Origin of the sequence: Nonomuraea sp. NPDC049637, assembly GCF_040675235.1 — a bacterium.
Lineage (GTDB): Bacteria > Actinomycetota > Actinomycetes > Streptosporangiales > Streptosporangiaceae > Nonomuraea.
In genome coordinates this window covers 74,542-92,230 of record NZ_JBFAOM010000002.1, presented here as the reverse complement: position 1 = coordinate 92,230, position 17,689 = coordinate 74,542, and the positions used below count along the sequence as shown (strand labels likewise).

At 63.7% G+C, this 17,689-nt stretch carries 16 protein-coding genes; 7 read left to right on the top strand and 9 right to left on the bottom strand.

The features are described 5' to 3' along the window. Positions 1 to 13: 13 nt before the first annotated feature. From AB0J71_RS02830 to AB0J71_RS02815, 4 genes are all read left to right on the top strand, one after another. Positions 14 to 487 carry a hypothetical protein gene (locus AB0J71_RS02830; protein ID WP_364412326.1) on the top strand — a complete coding sequence of 158 codons (474 nt, stop codon included), beginning with the start codon at positions 14 to 16 and terminating at the stop codon, positions 485 to 487. Continuing rightward, entirely contained in the window at positions 487 to 627 is a 141-nt protein-coding gene (locus AB0J71_RS02825) for a hypothetical protein (RefSeq protein ID WP_364412323.1), read from the top strand. The genes AB0J71_RS02830 and AB0J71_RS02825 overlap by 1 nt, the downstream gene beginning before the upstream one ends. Before the next feature lie 425 nt (positions 628 to 1,052). Further along, complete coding sequence (locus AB0J71_RS02820; protein ID WP_364412320.1) at positions 1,053 to 1,532, top strand: integrase core domain-containing protein; 480 nt, start codon at positions 1,053 to 1,055, stop codon at positions 1,530 to 1,532. Between the two features lie 147 nt (positions 1,533 to 1,679). Continuing rightward, entirely contained in the window at positions 1,680 to 2,597 is a 918-nt protein-coding gene (locus AB0J71_RS02815; protein ID WP_364412317.1) for a sulfotransferase domain-containing protein, read from the top strand. A 26-nt stretch (positions 2,598 to 2,623) separates the two neighbouring features. Here the strand turns inward: AB0J71_RS02815 and AB0J71_RS02810 are convergent, their stop codons facing one another. The 3 genes from AB0J71_RS02810 to AB0J71_RS02800 form a co-directional block, all read right to left on the bottom strand. Then, positions 2,624 to 3,313, bottom strand: a complete 690-nt coding sequence (locus tag AB0J71_RS02810) for a hypothetical protein (protein ID WP_364412314.1) — start codon at positions 3,311 to 3,313, stop codon at positions 2,624 to 2,626. Between the two features lie 134 nt (positions 3,314 to 3,447). Beyond that, positions 3,448 to 3,723, bottom strand: a complete 276-nt coding sequence (locus AB0J71_RS02805; RefSeq protein ID WP_364412311.1) for a hypothetical protein — start codon at positions 3,721 to 3,723, stop codon at positions 3,448 to 3,450. Further along, positions 3,720 to 4,001: a hypothetical protein gene (locus tag AB0J71_RS02800; protein WP_364412308.1), complete on the bottom strand. Its 282-nt coding sequence runs from the start codon at positions 3,999 to 4,001 to the stop codon at positions 3,720 to 3,722. The genes AB0J71_RS02805 and AB0J71_RS02800 overlap by 4 nt, the downstream gene beginning before the upstream one ends. A gap of 40 nt (positions 4,002 to 4,041) precedes the next feature. On the opposite strand from AB0J71_RS02800, the gene AB0J71_RS02795 reads away from it, so the two are divergent. Beyond that, positions 4,042 to 4,962, top strand: a complete 921-nt coding sequence (locus tag AB0J71_RS02795) for a pentapeptide repeat-containing protein (protein ID WP_364412305.1) — start codon at positions 4,042 to 4,044, stop codon at positions 4,960 to 4,962. A gap of 156 nt (positions 4,963 to 5,118) precedes the next feature. On the opposite strand, the gene AB0J71_RS02790 is transcribed toward AB0J71_RS02795, so the two are convergent. From AB0J71_RS02790 to AB0J71_RS02765, 6 genes are all read right to left on the bottom strand, one after another. Beyond that, on the bottom strand, positions 5,119 to 6,009 hold the full coding sequence (locus tag AB0J71_RS02790) for a hypothetical protein (RefSeq protein ID WP_364412302.1): 891 nt from the start codon (positions 6,007 to 6,009) through the stop codon (positions 5,119 to 5,121). An 822-nt stretch (positions 6,010 to 6,831) separates the two neighbouring features. Then, the gene (locus tag AB0J71_RS02785) at positions 6,832 to 7,059 is read right to left on the bottom strand and encodes a hypothetical protein (protein WP_364412299.1); all 228 of its coding nucleotides are present in this window, start codon (positions 7,057 to 7,059) and stop codon (positions 6,832 to 6,834) included. Between the two features lies 1 nt (position 7,060). Next, positions 7,061 to 8,125: an integrase core domain-containing protein gene (locus AB0J71_RS02780; protein ID WP_364412296.1), complete on the bottom strand. Its 1,065-nt coding sequence runs from the start codon at positions 8,123 to 8,125 to the stop codon at positions 7,061 to 7,063. A 557-nt stretch (positions 8,126 to 8,682) separates the two neighbouring features. Beyond that, a complete protein-coding gene (locus AB0J71_RS02775; protein WP_364412293.1) occupies positions 8,683 to 9,294 on the bottom strand; it encodes a hypothetical protein in 612 nt (203 codons plus the stop codon). A gap of 93 nt (positions 9,295 to 9,387) precedes the next feature. Next, positions 9,388 to 11,373, bottom strand: coding sequence for a hypothetical protein (locus AB0J71_RS02770; protein ID WP_364412290.1), 1,986 nt, complete (start codon positions 11,371 to 11,373; stop codon positions 9,388 to 9,390). A 404-nt stretch (positions 11,374 to 11,777) separates the two neighbouring features. Continuing rightward, positions 11,778 to 11,942, bottom strand: coding sequence for a hypothetical protein (locus tag AB0J71_RS02765; protein ID WP_352330316.1), 165 nt, complete (start codon positions 11,940 to 11,942; stop codon positions 11,778 to 11,780). A 1,866-nt stretch (positions 11,943 to 13,808) separates the two neighbouring features. On the opposite strand from AB0J71_RS02765, the gene AB0J71_RS02760 reads away from it, so the two are divergent. Both AB0J71_RS02760 and AB0J71_RS02755 read left to right on the top strand, forming a co-directional pair. Further along, on the top strand, positions 13,809 to 16,769 hold the full coding sequence (locus AB0J71_RS02760; protein WP_364412287.1) for a BTAD domain-containing putative transcriptional regulator: 2,961 nt from the start codon (positions 13,809 to 13,811) through the stop codon (positions 16,767 to 16,769). A gap of 322 nt (positions 16,770 to 17,091) precedes the next feature. Then, positions 17,092 to 17,640, top strand: coding sequence for a hydroxyisourate hydrolase (locus AB0J71_RS02755; protein ID WP_364412284.1), 549 nt, complete (start codon positions 17,092 to 17,094; stop codon positions 17,638 to 17,640). Positions 17,641 to 17,689 lie beyond the last annotated feature (49 nt).

The following is a 17,689-nucleotide window of genomic DNA, read 5'->3' as shown; positions in this document are numbered from 1 at the left end:
TTCACCCGTCAGCGTGTGGTTGCCCGCCCAGGCAGCACGGGTCTGGGGTGTGCTCGGCGATGCAGGCCGCGTACGCGAGGCGATCACGCAGGCCGCTCAGGCACGCGAGCAGGTCCAGCCGGACGACCTGGACGGGCTCGGCGGCATCATGACGTTCACTCTCCCTCGGCAGCTCTACTACGCGGCCGACGCCAAGGTGTGGCTGCCCGGCGAAGAACACGACGCGGCCGCCGCCGCTCAGGAAGCGATCTCCGCCTACGAAGAGGCTGACGAAGCCGAGCAGTCCTGCAGCGACGAGGCCGGCGCTCGCGCCGACCTCGCGCTGGTCCGTATCCACCTGCACGACCTCGACGGTGCCGCCGACGCCCTGGGGGACGTACTCGGGGTGCCACCGGAATATGGCAGAAACGGGCCTGTGCGGTGCCAAAACTCGTGCATGGCGTCTGACCGGGCCTTCTATCCTCAGCACTCGTGTTTCTACGCCTGATGTATCTGCTGATGGTCCGGTTGTTCGGCCGGTTGGCGCTTCTCTCGCGGGGCGACACTTCCAAGGACGTGGAGATTTTGGTGCTGCGTCATGAGGTCGCCGTCCTGCGTCGTCAGGTTTCCCGGCCGCAACCGGACTAGGCCGACCGGGCGCTGCCAGCCGCACTGGCGCGGCTGCTTCCTGCACGGCTTCGCCTCCATCGGATCGTGACGCCTGGCACCTTGTTGGCCTGGCACCGCCGACTGGTCAGCCAACGCTGGACGTACCCGAACGCGACCGGGCGTCCACCGATCCCGAACGAGCTACGTCATCTGGTGATCCGACCGGCCAGGGAAATCCCCGATGGGGGCACCGGCGGATCCAGGGGGAACTGCTCGGCCTCGGCCATCGAATCGGGGAAGGCACCATTCGCCGGATCCTCGCCGCGGCCGGCCTCGGCCCAGCGCCACGACAGACCTCACCGACCTGGCGACAGTTCCTCACCTCGCAAACCTCCGGCATCCTGGCCTGCGACTTCCTGCACGTCGACACTGTCTTCCTCAAACGCTTGTACGTCCTGTTCGTCATGGAGATCGAGACACGCCGCGTGCACGTGCTGGGCCTCACCTCCAACCCCACGGGCGCATGGACCACCCAGCAAGCCCGGAATCTGCTGATGGACCTGGGAGAACGCGCCGACGCGTTCAAGTTCCTCATCCGGGACCGTGACGGCAAGTTCTCCCGCTCCTTCGATGAGCTGTTCACCGCCGCCGGCGTGCGAGTCATCAAGACGCCCATCCGGTCCCCACGAGCGAACGCATTCGCCGAACGATTCGTGGGAACACTACGCCGAGAGTGCCTCGACCACCTGCTCATCCATGGCGAGCGGCACCTGCGCAAGGTCCTGACCGAGTACGAACACCACTACAACCAACATCGCCCGCATCAGAGCCGTTCCCTCCGCTCGCCGTTGCACGACCCCAGCGAAGTGATCGACGTAGCCACCCGGATCCACCGTCGAAGGACCATCACAGGATTGATCAGCGAGTACCGCAGAGCAGCCTAATCGTCCGGCAAACGCCCAGCTCAGCAGCAGTATCCGCGTTTTGGCGCCGCACACCCTTCGGAACCTCAGTCTTGAGCCCTCGGCAGGATGTTGTGCGTTGAATCATCTGGGCCTCACGGGATCGGATCCGCTGCAAGGATGACGGCCGTGCGCCGCTACGAGACGAGTATGTACGACAGCAACCGCTGGGACGGCTTCGAGCTCCGCCCCGGCGACCTCATCATCAGCACCCCGCCGAAGTGCGGGACGACGTGGACGCAGATGATCTGCGCCCTGCTCATCCTGCAGGAACCGGAGCTCCCGCTCCCGTTGGACACGCTCTCGCCGTGGATCGACATGGTGACTCGCGCCCGCACAGACGTGTTCGCGGACCTGGAAGCCCAGACGCACCGCCGGTTCATCAAGACCCACACGCCGCTCGACGGGATACCCAACGATCCGACGGTCACGTACATCTGCGTCGGGCGGGACCCACGCGACGTGGGGCTGTCGATCGACCGCCATATCGACAACACCGACATCGACGCGTTCCTCAGCCAACGCGAACGGGCGGCCGCGATCGACGGTATCGAGCTCGGACCATTGCGGCCACCGCGGCCGCGCCCCGACGGCGAGCGGGACCGCTTCTGGCAGTGGGTCGACGACGAGACGCCATCGACGCAGGTCGGGTCGTCGCTGCGGCGCACTGTAGAGCACCTGCAGACGTTCCGGGACGCCGCCGACGATCTCGACGTCGTGCACTTGCACTACGACGACCTGAAGGCCGACCTGGAGGGGCAGATGCGGCAGATGGCCGCGCGTCTCGGCATCGACGTCAACGAGCACCGATGGCCCCGTCTGGTCCAGGCGGCGACGTTCGAGTCGATGCGCAGCAGGGCCGACATGACCGTCCCCGCCGGCGGTCCGGAGCACTGGATCGATCCCGCCGCGTTCTTCAACCGCGGCACGAGCGGCCAGTGGCGCGACCTCCTCGATGACGCCGACCTCGCCCGGTACGCCGCGCGCGTGCGAGCGCTCGCGTCCGATGATCTCGTCAAGTGGGTGCATCGCGAGGCGATCGACTGAGATCCCCGTCCGGCGGTATACCCGCACTACCCAAGCTGATCGTCAGCGCCGCCCGCCGCCCATGACTGCCGATCCGCGCTCGCCTCAACCGACGCCGGATTCGGCGATCGGGGCAGTGTGGCAGCGCGTCGGCTAGCGAATCTGGTCACACTCTGTGATAGCCATAGCGCCTTCTTCCTTGCCGCCAGCGGCCAGATCCGGTCGGCCCATGTTGTGGAGGCCCGCTCGGGCGCCGGATCGAGACCTTCCTGCTTGAGGATTTCCCACACCGTGGACGGCGCGACCTTGATGCCGAGCGTGGTGAGTTCACCATGCACCCGCCGATAGCCCCAGCTGGGGTTCTCCCGAACCAGACGCAGAATGAGAGCGCGGATGGAGCGGACCGTGGGCGGGCGCCCACGTCGCTTCGGCCGGGAGGTACGGGCATGACGCCGTCTCATCAGATCGCGATGCCGGCGCAGCACGGTATCCGGTTGGATGAGCAGCCGCAGGCGGCGCAGGACCTCCCGGCGCAGCGAGGTCAGGAGCGCGGCGAGGAAGGCTCGGTCCTCGGGTGCGAATCTCACCCGGGTGTCGGCGCTGAGCTGGCGTTCAAGGACGCTGATCTGGTGACGCAGGGCGAGGATCTCCACGTCCTTGTCTCGATCGCCCATGGGCAGCAACCGCAGCACGGCGAAGGCGTTCGTGACGGTCAGGTAGGCCAGGCGAAGCAGCACAGCGGATCATCCTGCCGTACGCGCTTCCGTCTCCCGGATGACTGGAGCTCGCGTACGTTGAAGTGAAAGCCCTCGCAGAGCCATGACCTGGGCGGATGTAGTTATCGGCAGGCGCAGTGTCCACATCCGCAGAATCAAGGATCACCTGGGTACACGTAACCCTCCTCGGCGATCTCTTCCAGTCTCTCGTCTCCGATCACCGCTTCCACAGCGTCGCCGACGAGTTCGCGTGCCCTGGCCAGGCGCTGGAACAGCTCACGGTCGACCATGTAGTCCACCAAGATTCGCGGGCTTGCATCGGCGAAGGCGATCCTCGAGCGGATCCGGTCGAGCGACACCACGAACTCGTTCAAATCGCTGAAGAGCTCGATCGCCTCCGAAAGCCGCAACGTGACTTCGGGTTCACTCATCGCACCACCCTGATGTTCGAGAGCGGAGTATCTCCTGTCGCTATCCACTCGGTGATACCCATCGTCGGATTGGGGCGACTGCTGACCAGATCTTCGGCGACCGGGTTGGACGCGATGGACGAGTTCTGTTTGCACCAGGCATCCGCATGCGAGCGATCACAGCCGCTGCCGCTGCCGCTGCCGCGCTTGGTATGGCCATTGCGGTTGTTCCCTGACACGCTGAGCTTCGTCCCCGACCGCACTGGCTGAGCCAGGGGAGTCAGCTTGTCGAGACGCATTCCGCTGTGGGCCCTTGCCAGCGTCCTTGCAGGTGTGGCGATGCTGCTGCTCGCCGTCGTACTGTTTCTGCCTCATCTGATCTATCCGCCGTTGCCGCCCGGCGAACTGCACGCCGTTCCAGGCGTCGAAGCGCGGATCCAGTTGCAACAAGCGCAGGCTGGGCTCCAGAGCACTCTGCGTGGGCAACTGCTTCAGGCTTTCGGCGCCCTGTTTGTGATGGCCGGTGTCATCGCCGCGTGGCAGCAGGTGCGCGTGGCGAGGGAAGGGCATCTCACCGATCGTTTCAGTCGCGCGATCGAACACCTCGGCAGTGACACCGTGGACATCCGTTTGGGCGGGTTGCATGCGCTGGAGCGCATCGCCAAGAACTCCTATGCGGACCGCCCCACAGTGGCTACGATCCTGGCGGCCTATGTCCGAGGACACGCTGCCTGGCCCGTGGGCGCGCCGAACGGGCCACTGCATCCAGACGAAATCGATGATGACCTGCCGTGGCTGTCGAGCCGTGCTCCAGACGTGCAGATTGCCATGCACATTCTCGCCCGTCTGCCTGACCATGCTGACGGCGGCGACAAGTACCTGTCCCGGGTCGATCTGCGGCGCATCCAACTGAGCGGAACCCTGGACCATATCAGTTTGCGTCATGCGACTTTAAATCGTGCGCGGCTCAGGCGAATCTCACTTCGCGGCGCCGATCTGACAGACGCCGATCTCCGGCAGGCGAATCTCGAAAAAGCGAATCTGGCTGAGGCTCGGCTTGCGGGGGCACACCTGCAGGGGGCTCGCATGCGTGAAGCTGTCCTACGAGGAGCGGACTTGCGCGGGGCTGACCTGAGCAAGGCTGATCTGCGTGACGTCGACCTCAGTGACACCCGTCTTACAGGAGCAAAACTCGACGACATTGTCGCTAACGCGGGCACCCGGCTGCCGGCACCTGAACCCGACGGGGGACAGGAGTAGTCGCATGAATTATTAAGCTGCGAATTGCACTGGCCGTATGGCTGTCTGTGTGCTCTGGGCGTCGTGGTTGTCGCCTTGCTCATCGTTCGTCGACTGCTGTGCACGGACAGCTTGCTGTGAGAGTCCAAAGTGCCGTGTTGTTCTGCAGGTCGCTCATCACCAATCATCGGAGATGAGACGCTCGGGCGGAGCGGTGATCTTGACGGGGGTTCCCCATCCTCGATAGACGATGTTCATTGTCATCGTTCCGGCCTCGTCGCCCTCCGGCCAGGTGAACTTCATGATGGCCTGAAAGCGTCTCGGCAGGTTGTCCGGGCCCGTCCAGAGTTTCCAGGCGATCTGCCCGCCGTGCACCCCCTCCTCCTCGGTGTCGAAGGAGATGCCGGCCTGCCTCTCCGTCAACTTGGTAACCGTCACGGTGCCGGTGTGGAGGGTCGTCTTCACTCCCTCGAAGGTTCCGCCGTCGGCGCTGGTCGCGCCGTAGGAGGCGACCAGTTCGAGGAAGCCCGGGTTGATCCCGTTGACCAGATCCTTGCCCCAGACGACCCCGGAGAAGTTCCGCCCGTAGGTCCACTCTCCCAGCGTCTGTGGCGACCTCCAGGTGTACTTGCCCTCGTCGGAACGCACGTAGCCCTGCGAGTAGAACTCCCGGCCTATGGTGATCTCCCGGGACCGTCCCGTCGCCGCCCTCTCGCGGGAGATCTCGGTGAGGTCGGCGGCGTACATGCCCAAAGCGTTGAAGCGGTACGCGCCGGAGATCCTGAGATCCTCCGAGGGGGAAGGGCCGCCGCGCCGCCTGACGGAGAAGCGCACGGTGCTCTTCTTCGCGAACTGCTTTTTGATCGCCTGCACGACGGAGTCGAGAGACTCCGATGCGGAAGCCGCGTGCACGGCGCCGCCCGGAATCGTCACGCTTAGCAGGCCGGCCACGACCAGCGCGACGCTCATGCGCTTCATGCGTCGATCATCGCAGTCGTTGATCTCTGTCTCATCACGCCAGGGCGCCGGCCCGACGCCGTCGTTCGGCCAGAAGCGGCGCGCAAGCACGGCGGCGATGAGAGGTGGTCTGTTCGAGCGTCCCTCGGCGGGACGGCGTACGAGGGGGAGCCTTGGAGAAGCCGGCAGGGACGGGTGGTCAGGGCGAACATTGATGCCAGCGCGCGGCGCAGCACTTGCTGTGTTGTGGCTGGACAGAGGTATCGCCTTACGCGATGCTCAACGGCTGGCCTGCTCAATCGTCCGACTTGCCGTCTTCGCTTGTGGTGGCGCAACTGTGGGTAGGGCATCCGCGGCCAGAAGAGTTCGGCGTGCTCGTGTCGGGTCTTAAGGGGGGCCTGACGCTCCTCGGGGCAGGTTGACCTCCCCGCAGGGCGCCCGGAGGGCACGTTCGGGCGTGCGAGCACGCGCCGAGCACAGTGGCGGCATCTCTACCTGTGGTCTGAAGTGCGCGATGAGTCTGGACAGCCACGATGAAATGATCAACAGGTTGTCCGGCGTGCTCGGTGCGTGCTCGTACGCCCTGTCACGTACCGTCAGGGCCCGGCACCGACTGACACGCGAAGTATGCGGAGGCGGCATGAACTATCATCAAGCGGTATCACGCGGCACTAAAAGATCTTGCTTCTAATCCGACGGTCGCAGGTTCGAATCCTGCAGGGCGCGCTTTGATCATGGCTTGACCTGCGAGAACGTGGCGTCGGATTCGTTCTAGAATTTTCGTCTAGCGGTTGCGTGCTCCGTGCGTGCTCGGTCGCACCAACCCTGCACACACCATGATCATCCGCCATCCCGGGCCGGCTCAGCAAGAACAGCGGCCCCGCCTCGCCAGGAGCAGTCAGCGAATGCGGGGCCGGATGCTTAATCCGACTGTCAGCTCCTCAGCGAGACGATTCTCCCGGTTTCGGCCTGGTCTTCCTTGCCGAACAGCAGGGCGGCGGTCTTCTCGGCCGCTGCCGTGGCCACCTGCGGGTAGACGGAGGTATGGGTGTCAGCGGTGAACGCGCTGGAGGTGTGGCCCAGCGTTTCCTGTACCACTTTCATGTCCACTCCGGCGGCCAGCATGAGCGAGGCGGCTGTGGGTGCCAAGAACTCGGCCATGCTACGCGACCTGCGCGTATTCGTGGATCAGTTCGCCAAGGCGGTCACGTCGGATGACCTTGATATCGTCCTCGACCGGGTCGGGAAGGTCTCGCAGCGGGGCGGCGTGGCCCAGGGAGCGATGTGGGCGATGCTCATTGAAGTGGGCCTCGTAGATGGCCAGCACACGACGTAGGTGGCGGGCATTGACGATGAGGATCCGATCGAGGACTTCGCGGCGTAGGCCACCGATCCAGCGTTCGGCGAACGCGTTGGCCCGCGGAGCCCGGGGTGGTGTCTTGATGATGTGGATGCCCTCGGCCGTGAAGACTTCGCCGAATATCGTGGTGAATTTCGTATCCCGGTCGCGGATGAGGAACCTGAGCCCCTCTGCTCTATCTCCCAGCTCGATCATCAGGTTCCTGGCCTGCTGTGCAACCCACAGCCCGGTCGGATGCTCGGTGGCGCCGAGGACATGCACCCGGCGGGTCCTGAGCTCCATGACGACCAGGCAATACAGGCGCTTGAACAGCACGGTGTCGCAATGGAAGAAGTCACACGCCAAGATCCCCGTAGCTTGAGCATGCAGGAACTCACTCCAGGTCGGTCCCGCACGTCGCGGCGCCGGGTCGATGCCGCCGTTCTTCAAGATCAACCACACCGTAGAGGCCCCGACCCGGTAGCCCAGAGCGGCGAGTTCCCCGGCGATCCGTCGGTAACCCCACAGTGAATTCTCCCGGGCCAGACGAAGTACCAAGGCCCGGATGGAGGCGCAGGTTGCGGGTCGACCATGGCTGCGCCGCTTGAAGGTCCACCGCCGTCGCACCAGCTCGGCGTGCCAGCGCAGCAGTGTGCCTGGCGTCACGAACAACCGCCGACGACCGGCTGGAGACAATAGCCGCGCCAGCGCGCTGATCACCGCCCGGTCCGCCCACGACGGCCGAGGCCTTGCCGCCTGCCGACGCAACACCGCGACCTGATGACGCAAGATGAGGATCTCCGCTTCCTTCGACCTCTGCGAGCGGCCCAGCAGCACCACCCAGCCCGCGAGCCGAACGAAGATCAGATAGACCAGACGCAGTGCCATAGACGCGATCATGCCTGCCAGCACTGAAACGCCCGACTCCAGGTCAGACCCAACGGCCGAGTTTCGGGCACCCACACCCTCACCAACCGGCAGACAAGCGACAACAGCCCCTCGCCATGGTCGCAGCCGCCGTCTTGATCGCGCAGCAACAACCCAGCTCACAGTATGAAACCGTGTTTCCGAGCGGGACACCCATTCGCCGCCGACCCTGTGTGCGATGGAACGGAATCCGGCGTTACCACGTCCAGAAAACCGCAACGGCAAAGACTCACTGACCTGGAGGGAGCTGCGTTAACGCCGGATTCCGTTAATCTCTCTGACTCCTGCGTCCACGAGGGGTGAGGTCGTCGGAGGCCCGTAGGGCAGGTCGCGTCGATGATCTCTTCGGAAAGGGGTGAGCCTGTCAGCTCTCCCTCTGAAAGCGAGCATGCGCTTGGTTGGTCACCCCGTTAACGCCGCCGGAGGCGCGCCAGCACCGAAGGGCGCCGGGGTCGCTCCCAGAAGGGCCGCGATCAGGAGGGGAAGCAAGTCGCGCGAGGCCGAGCCGCGGGTCGGCCTCAGGCCGAAGGGGACGGGACGCCATAGGCGCGGCCCACGGTATGGAACCAGTCCTCGTCGAGGAAGCGGCCCGTCATCCGTCCCACGACGGTGAGAAAGGCGTGCGCCAGCTTCTCCTCGCCCGCGTTCAGGTCTTCGCCTTGTGGGAGACCGTGGGCATAGGGCTCGAATTCTGGCCCGGGCATGAACTCGCCGGAGGGAAGAGCCGGGATCTCGGCGACCACGTTTCCGTCCCGGTAATAGGCGAGGTCGGAGAGGCCGTCGATTTCCCAGTCCCAGTCGACCATGAACATCGCACGGTTTCCCGAACTGAGCCACCATCCACCTGTTTCCGGACCGCTGACGCCGATCACCACGGACCAGCCGGGACTGTGGGGCCCGATCCAGAGGCTGTCCTTCTCGTCGATCGGGACGGACGGGTCCGCCATCGTGGCCGCTTCTTGCATCAACCGCACATCGCGCCGGGATCGCGGGTCGAGGCGCATCAGCTCGGCGAGCTCGTCGAGGTCGTCCCGTTCTATCCAGAGCCCGAAAAAGGTGGTGTCGAACCCGTGCGCCGCCAGCAGTTCATATTGGTCGCGCTCCGGTAGCGCGGTTCGAATGTCGGTCATCTCGTCTTCTCCATGTGGTCGGGCGACCGTGTCCGGAGCGCCGCCGAGGCGGCGCTCCGGACACGGCGTCCACAGATCAGGGCGATTCAGGGATCAGTTGACGATCCAGACCCAGAACTTGTCGTCGGGCAGGACTCGGTTGCGGTCGTAGAAGCTCTTCAGGACCTTCCCGTGGCTACCGCGAGCGGTGCTGTTGTGACTCTTCCCGACCGCACGGAGAGAGTAATGGTTCTTCATGCCCCTGTCCGCCGCATAGCCGGCTCCGTCCTTGGTCGAGGCGAAGGGGTACTCGTCGCACTCGGCCCTCTTGTACACCGGATCGAGCATCGACAGCAGCGGCTCCTTGTAGTTCTCAGGGAAGTAGTACTGGCAGTAGCTGGTGTAGCTGGTGGTGCCCACCTTGAACGACCGGGAGAAGACGTTCCGGTTCTTCGGCTGGTTGCCGGCCTTGTCCTTGGTGAGGGGGTCGCCCGGCTCCACCCGGTTCGGGTCGGTGCCCTTGGGAGCCGCCCAGTTGCCCGGAATGATCTTGGGCTTCTCAGTACCGAAAACGCCCTTGACCGGCGGGTCCTGCGTCTCGTTGTCGCGCAGCGGCGGCACCGTGTACCTGTTGTCGCTGGTGCCTGTGTGCCTCAACGCGGCTTCGATGTGCTGGATGACCTGCAGGAAGCTGGCGTCCTTGCTCTTGGACATCACGAAGATCCGCTTGGCGAGAGGGAAGATGCACGCGCCGACGTGCACGCCGCTCGTCGCGCTGGCCGCCGCCGTGCGAGTCAGGGACTCGCCTTCGGCGTCACCGCCCGCGGTGCGGAACCAGTCACACCGTACGTGCGGCGTATAGGGCTTCTCGTAAGGGTCGTTCCCGGAGGGGTCACCTCCGCCGGTGCGCTTGCCGATCACCTGCCCCTGCTCGTCATAGACGACCTGGCTCCACAGGTTCATTGGCCTGTAGGTCCACTCGTCATCGACATCGATCATGATGGGGCGCAAGGTGCACTTGTCCGCCTTGTCGCCGTCGGTGTCCTGCATCGTGAAGACGAACTCGTCGTCCCCATCCGCCTTCCAGCCGCCCACCGTCGTCTCGCGCTTGGATCCGGAGGTCATCGTGCACTGGGAGCCGGCATCGCCCGTCGGCTTGACCTCCAGCCGCAGGAACTCGTCGTCGTCCACGTCGGTGACATTGCCCACCGGATCGTAGGCGTTGATGTTGCTGATCTTGGTCCACATCTTGATCTGCTGAGGCTTGACGCCGGAAGTGCCGCCGTTCTCGACTCCATCGCCCGTGGCGTCGCCCAGGTAGGTGTGCATGACCCAGGTCGCCTGGAACTGCAGACGAACCGACGACCACTGAAGGCCCTTCTTCGCCTTCTTCGGAATCCATTTGCGCAGCTTGGCGGCGTACACGTAGTCGATGGCGTTGAAGTAGCGGCTCCAGCAGGCGCTGTACGGCCTGACGACCAGCTGGGCCAGGTTCCCGCGCCCCATCCCCGGGTCGAGGCCCGCTTGCCGCGCCGCTTCCAGGCACTGCTCCATCGAGATGTGGTCGTAGCTGAACGGGGTCGTGGCCGCGGCGGCGGTGGCCGTGGCGGCATCGCCGTCGGTCCGCTGGGTCGCGCTCTTCTTCGGCTTCGCCCCCTTGGTCGTGAGCAGCTTCGCCGGGCCGTGCTGCCGCGGCTTACGGACAACCGCGCCGGCCTTCGCCGAGGCGAGTCCGGCGCCGGAAACGAGCGTGATTTCGTCGAAGTACATCGTGGCCGCGCCGCCCGTGTACAGCACCGCCCACGCGGCGTCGTCGGGGGCGGTCACCGTCCCTGACACCGCCTGCCACTGGCCGACGGTGGGGTCACCCACGAAGTTGTCCGTGCCCACCTGCTCGAAGTCGGCGTCGTACCACTCGACGCCGAAGTCGAACCCGTATTCCATCGGGTCCGTGGTGGCCGGCTGGAACCAGCCGGACAGGCGGTAATCCCCGCTGGCCGGGACTTCGAAAAGCTCTGCCGCCAAGCCCCAGAAATCGCTGTCCGGGACGAACTTGGCCGATGCCACACCCTGGTGCGCCCTGTCGGTGGACCTCGTCACGGTGGGTGAGTTGACCCAGGGTTCCCACGGCTCGATGGTGGATTCGAAGTAGGGGTTGGGATTGACCGGTTCGGCCGCGGGTGCGGCGACCGTGCTGAACGACCAGACACGAGGAGCTTGGACGTTTCCAGCGGCGTCGGCCCCTCCGTCGGCGGTGACCGTGTAGGTGGTGCCCGACGGTCGCAGGTTCGAATCCTGCAGGGCGCGCTTTGATCATGTTCTGACCTGCGGTTATGCGGCGTCGGACTCGTTCTAGAATTTTCGTCCAGCGGTTGTGTGCTCCGTACGCGCTCGGTTTCACATACCATGATCATTCGGCATCCCCGAGCCTGTGCGGCAAGAGCAGCAGCCCCGCCTCGCCGCGGGCAGGCGGCGAACGCGGGGCCGGATGCCTAATCCGACGGTCAGCTCCTCAACGAGACGACCCTCCCGGCCTCGGCCTGGTCTTCCTTGCCGAACAGCTGGGCGGCGGCCTTCTCGGCCGCGGCGGTGGCCACCTGCAGGTAGACGGAGGTGTAGGTGTCGGCGGTGAACGCGCTGGAGGTGTGTCCCAGCGTTACCTGCACCACCTTCATCTCCACTCGCGCCCTGCTCGAGCGAGGCTTCCGACCATTGGCGAACACGCTGACCGGGCGCATGCTGACCACGACCTCGCCGGATGGATGGGTGTTGTAGGCAACCTTGCTCCAACCTCCGGCGAGGTCCCTGCCAAGCCTGCCCGCGTCCGCGACCTCACCTCCGTTTACGCGCAGAACTGGCGCGAGGGAGGTTCGATGGGTCGAGGGCCCCACGCTTACGCCCTACCCTTCGTTCGACCGGGTCGACTGAGGGATGAGACATATAGATGGAATCTAGGTGCTAGCGCTAGGGTGTTTACCCGCTATGCGTATGAATCCTGAATTATTACACACAGGGCACAGCGCATGGCTATTTAAGGTCTTGCGGTCTAAAACCGCCCAAAGATACGCTCTGTGTGCTTGGTTCTGCTCTGGACCTTCCGTGGCAAAGAATGTGTTCCACTTAGGATAAAAGAGAAGCGTCTGATGTTCTCGTTGGCTCGGAGTATGAGTAGATGCGTTGTGGACAGTTTCCTGCTGCCGTAACTCGAAATATCTGGCGCGTTCCAACCCTTGTCGGCGTGCTGCCCGGTCTAAGTTGGTGTTTGTCTTGCCGGTGAAAGCTGTCACTGGTGAGCTTGTTGTCGATGGGCAGAGAGATCCAGACACGCCCGCACGGCAGTGGGAAACAACTGGTGCGTTGCCGCCGCCGGTTGAAACGGATGCCAGGACGAACAGCATGAAGAGCGAGTCGTCCAAGCAGGATCTGCGTCTGCGTGAGGGCGCCTGCTGCCCGAGGGGCGGTTCGATGGAGAGGCCCGGGCGTCTATGTAGGAACAATCCGCCGGGGATCAGGAATAAGCTCACCCGTATCGCTCGTCCTATTCCGCCTACGTCTCGTCCACCAGCCCGTTCGTAGGGTTCGCGGGTCGCCTGTGTAGTGGCGGCGGGACGAGGTGCATCTGGACCGCGCGTGTGTCTGTCCCGGCTTGTCAGGTGGCGGGTTCGACCTGCTAGGAGATGATGCCCGAAGGAGCGGGATTATTGCGAGATTCGTCGGTGGTGAATAGCCTTTCAAGGACGGCGATCGGTGATGCGGCACGAGAATCTGATCGACAGGCGCAGATGCCCGACCGGACGAGGAGCCGGAGCCGGCGCAGTCTCTCCCGGGGGCGGAGAGGTCAGGAGCGCAGCTAGGCAGACCCACTCCTCCAGGAGAATTCCACCTCGGTGTCGCGGTGAGCTGTCGTGCGAGGACGGTCATCTGGTGGCGTAGGACGAGGCTCGTCACGACCTTGCCCCGATCGTGTATTGGCGGCGATCGCAGCACGGCGAAGGTGTTCGTGACAGTGGGATAGACCAGCCGAAGGAGCTCAGGCGATCGTTATGTCGCACTGGGATTCCTCTCCTGGTGGCCGGAACTGCGTTTGCCGCGGTAAAGCACTTCAAGGCCATGACCTGGGGGATGGAATCATCGGCAGGTACGGCCGTAGGGTGCGGGCAAGTGTCGTCCCCATGTTGGGAGCTGTGCAGTCATTCTCGAGCGTGACGGGCGGGCAGCTGGACCAAGCGCCGCCACGGACCACTAATGCAGTTACCTCGCCGAGCTGCTGCTACCCGATCGCCACATGAGAGGACTGCGACTCTCCCCAGGCGAGCCCGTGTAGCGGTAACGCCTCAGATCGATGTAATCACACACGGCTATTAGGAATATCAACGTGTGAATGTGTTCGACAAGAATCGATAACAAACCGTCATGTTTGCAGAGCGGTGATACAGGTTATAGTTTGATGGTACAAACGTCCCAATGGCGCGCTCCGGACTAGCTGGAGCGCGTGCGGCGCCACTGTGGGCAGGCGCCTCGTGCAAGGAGTTTCATTGGAGTTTCGCCTCTTGGGCCAGTTGGAGGCTTTGATCGACGGCAGGCCTCTCGGCCTTGAGGGCACCCGTCAGCAAACGGTGTTGGCTTATCTTCTTCTCCATCCCTGCCAAACAGTCGTTTCCGATAGGTTATTGTCGGCACTCTATGGCGAAACACCCCCCTTAACGGCACGAACCCAGTTGCAGATCGTGATCTCGTCACTCAGGCGTCTGTTCGCTGCCGGAAAGCAGAGCAACTCCATTCAGACCAAGCCTCACGGATACCTCCTGAAGACGGACCCCTCCCGGCTGGATTCGCATCAGTTCGGAGACCTGGTCCAGCGGGCTCGAGTGACCAGGGACGCAGGCCGCATCGAAGAGGCGATCAGTCTCTATCGCAAGGGACTGGCGATGTGGCGCGGACCCGTCCTGTGCGGGATCAGCAGCCCCGAGGTGCAAGCGGCCGCGGCCCACCTCGCCGAGTTACGCGTCACGGCGAACGAAGAGTGCATCGAACTGGCGTTGACACAGGGACGGCATCATGAAGTGGTCGGCGAGCTGGCGGCGTTGGTGAAGGAACACCCGCTGCGCGAGCGTCTGCATGGCCAACTCATGCTTGCGCTGTACCGCTCCGGTCGCCAGGCGGAAGCGTTGCAATCCTACCGGGCGGTGCGCGAACTCATGATCAATGAGCTTGGCATCGAGCCGAACGAGCGTCTGCAGCAGTTAGAGACCGCGATACTCACCTGTGATGCTGGTATCAGCCTGTCTGGGGAGCACAGCGGACAGTCAATTCGGTTGGCGCGGAGCGCCCCACGTCTGCTACCTCCAGATATAGCCGACTTCACAGGGCGAGAGCCACAGACTAGGGATATCGAGCAGATTCTTCTTTCCTCCACCGTAGTCTCCGCCTCGCGTGCGGTGCCCATTGTAGTGATCAGCGGCATGCCCGGTGTCGGCAAGTCGGCGCTTGCCGTGCACGTCTCTCACCGACTCGCTGAGCACTTTGCCGACGGCTGTCTTTTCGCGGACCTGCACGGTGTCGAATCTCGCAGGCTCAGCCCCATGCAGGTTCTGGAGCGCTTTCTGCGCGCGCTCGGCGTACCCGGGACGGAGATTCCTGACGAGATGGAGGAACGAGCCAGCTTGTATCGGCGGCTGCTCGGGGACCGCCGTGTGCTGGTCACGCTGGATGACGCCGGGGGCGAGAGCCATGTCCTGCCTTTGCTGCCTGGCACCCCAGGCTCGGCTGTGCTTATTACGAGCAGGAGCCGACTCGCCGCCCTCCCCGGCGTCCACCATTTGGAGTTGGAGCTGTTCGACGTGGAGCAGGCGCTGAGGCTGCTGTCGCGGATCGCTGGAGACGAACGGATCAACTCGGACATGAGCTCGGCCAAAGCCGTTGCCGAGCTGTGCGGCAATCTACCGCTCGCACTGCGTATCGTCGGAGCCAGACTGTCCGCCCGCCAGCATTGGAGCGTCGAGCAGTTACGGAACCGACTGGAGAACGAAAGCCGCCGGCTCGACGAGCTCAACCATGCAGGCTTGGGCATCCGCGCAACGATCTCACTGATCTACGAGGGGGTGAGCGAGGATGCCAGGCGGCTCTTCCGCCGGCTAGCCATTTTCGACACACCACAGTTCTCTGGTTGGGTCGTCATCGCGTTGTTGGATGTCCCTCCCATGGAGTCGGAAGATCTACTGGACGAACTTGTCGATGCCCAGTTGATCCAGCCGCTCACGGTAGGTGAAGGGATATCCGGTCTTTACCGCTTCCATGATCTCATCAAGGTCTTCGCGCGAGAAAAACTGGCGGCGCACGAAAGTCCCGGCGACCGCGAAGGCCTGTTGCGGAGGGTCCTGGGTGCCCTCCTCGCATTGGCCGAGGAAGCGCACATCCGCCTGTACGGCGGGCCGTTCGTTCAGATCCACTCCAAGGCCGCCCGCTGGCCGCTGCCCAAGGAGATCGTGGACGGACTCATGGCCAAGCCGCTCCACTGGTTCGAGCGTGAACGGTCCAGTCTCGTTCACGGCGTTCGTCAGGCGGCGCAGGCTGGATTCACTGACCTGTGCTGGGATCTGGCTCTGAGTTCCGTCACACTGTTCGAGTCCAGGATGTACCTCGATGACTGGCGAGAGACCCATCAAGTTGCCTTGGAGGCCGCCCGGCAGGCAGGAGACCTGCGCGGCCAGGCCGCAACCTTGTATTCGACCGGTTCGCTCTATATCCACGAGCAGCGATTTCCGGAAGCCAGACATGAACTCGAAGCTGCGGCAAGAACCTTTCGGCAATGTGGCGACGAGCGTGGGGTAGCACTCGCCGTCCGCAACATCGCCTTTCTCGACCGCGTCGCCGGCCGTTATGAAGCAGCTGAGGCTCGCTACATCGAGGGACTAGAGGTATTCCGACGAGTTGAGGACGGTATAGCAATTGCATACGTGCTGCAAGGTCTCGCGCACCTCAAGTTGGAACTTGGCAACCCCGCTGAAGCGGAACAGCTGCTGACAGAGGCCATCGCGTTGGCACGCGGGGCCAACAGTCCCAGGGTGGAGGCGCAGGTTCTGCACAGAATCGGGGAGGTCTGGCTGTCCTTGGACGACCCGGCGCGAGCAGTCAAAGCATTCGAACAGGCGCTCGTGCACGTCCGCAGCCTCGCCGATCGTGTGGGTGAAGCATACAACTTGCACGGCCTCGGCCTAGCCCTCCTGCGCTTGAGCCTGCATCACGAAGCAAGAGAAGCGTTGGGTGAGGGCCGACGCTTGGCTAGGCTTTCCGCCGAGCGGCTTGCCGAGGCACGGATTCTTCTTGGCATGGGAGAGTTGGCCCGCGCTGAGGGGGACTCGACGTTGGCCGCTGCCTATTATCGTGAGGCATTGGATCTTGCTGACCGGATCGGTGCCGCCGCGTTGCATGCTCGGGCGACAGCCCTGCTGGAGGATAGCGGCCGGAATGTCGAAGCCAGGTCCGCCACCCGCTGACTCAGCCCCACGGTGTATTCGATACAGAAACGGAAAGGTTCGCCTCGCCATCCGCGCATGCGGCGCTCGGGAGTGCAGAAGATACGAACAGTGCGGCGAGCGTTATGAGCAGGCACTTGACAAGGAAAACCTTGTTGTTCTTCAAGACGGGCCTCCTGTGTGCGGCATCGGTAGTAATTGCCGCTGCTCCGAAAACATATAACAAGATAGGTATCGCCAGGCTATTGCGAACCTTTCCGCAGCGGGCGACGCCAGGACCGGGAAGAGCGGGGGTCAGGGAAGATAGCAGGCGAGAAGCGCCAGGATAGTGTGTTGCGTCATTATGGCTTTGACAATGCACCGCGCTCATCGTGCACATGCGTCGATCGGCGCAGGCAGGAGATTCCAAGTGTCCCCTTCGAGTATCACCCCGTACGCGCTCGACGTCGCGTACGGCAGACCTGCTGCTGGGATCCCCGTCCTATTGCAGCACTTGGCAGGAGGATGCTGGCAAACCGCAGCTCGTGCCGCGACCGATGAAGACGGCTTGGTGCGAGACTGGGGCTCCAAAGACCTTGAGCAAGGGCATTACCGATTGCTGTTCAACATCGATCACTACTTCGCCACTCTTGGGTTGAGCGTGCCCTACCCGACCGTCACAGCGAACTTGCGCCTACAGGACGTTTCGGTTGACTGGCAAATGCAGCTGACCCTGGCGCCGCACTCATACGTGATCTCTTTCTGTGCCCATGCCTCCCACTTTCGCCATGCAGGCCGGTCGGCGAACGCGAACGCGGCGGGGGTATCTGACGGACGCCCACCAGAAGATTCAACCGTTGGTAGAACCGCCGAAAAGATCATCGCCAGACCAAGCAACATTCGTGCGTCCTGACCGACAGCACTACAAGTGTTAATCGACATGATTCAGGAGGCCACCCGTT

What these genes read in the sequence shown, in the direction of transcription:
- AB0J71_RS02775 (WP_364412293.1), bottom strand. Translation starts at nt 9,294, where the DNA reads ATGACCGACATTCGAACCGCGCTACCGGAGCGCGACCAATATGAACTG.
- AB0J71_RS02755 (WP_364412284.1), top strand. Translation starts at nt 17,092, where the DNA reads ATGGCTTTGACAATGCACCGCGCTCATCGTGCACATGCGTCGATCGGC.
- AB0J71_RS02820 (WP_364412320.1), top strand. Translation starts at nt 1,053, where the DNA reads ATGGAGATCGAGACACGCCGCGTGCACGTGCTGGGCCTCACCTCCAAC.
- AB0J71_RS02780 (WP_364412296.1), bottom strand. Translation starts at nt 8,125, where the DNA reads ATGGCACTGCGTCTGGTCTATCTGATCTTCGTTCGGCTCGCGGGCTGG.
- AB0J71_RS02785 (WP_364412299.1), bottom strand. Translation starts at nt 7,059, where the DNA reads ATGGCCGAGTTCTTGGCACCCACAGCCGCCTCGCTCATGCTGGCCGCC.
- AB0J71_RS02800 (WP_364412308.1), bottom strand. Translation starts at nt 4,001, where the DNA reads ATGCGTCTCGACAAGCTGACTCCCCTGGCTCAGCCAGTGCGGTCGGGG.
- AB0J71_RS02825 (WP_364412323.1), top strand. Translation starts at nt 487, where the DNA reads ATGTATCTGCTGATGGTCCGGTTGTTCGGCCGGTTGGCGCTTCTCTCG.
- AB0J71_RS02795 (WP_364412305.1), top strand. Translation starts at nt 4,042, where the DNA reads ATGCTGCTGCTCGCCGTCGTACTGTTTCTGCCTCATCTGATCTATCCG.
- AB0J71_RS02805 (WP_364412311.1), bottom strand. Translation starts at nt 3,723, where the DNA reads ATGAGTGAACCCGAAGTCACGTTGCGGCTTTCGGAGGCGATCGAGCTC.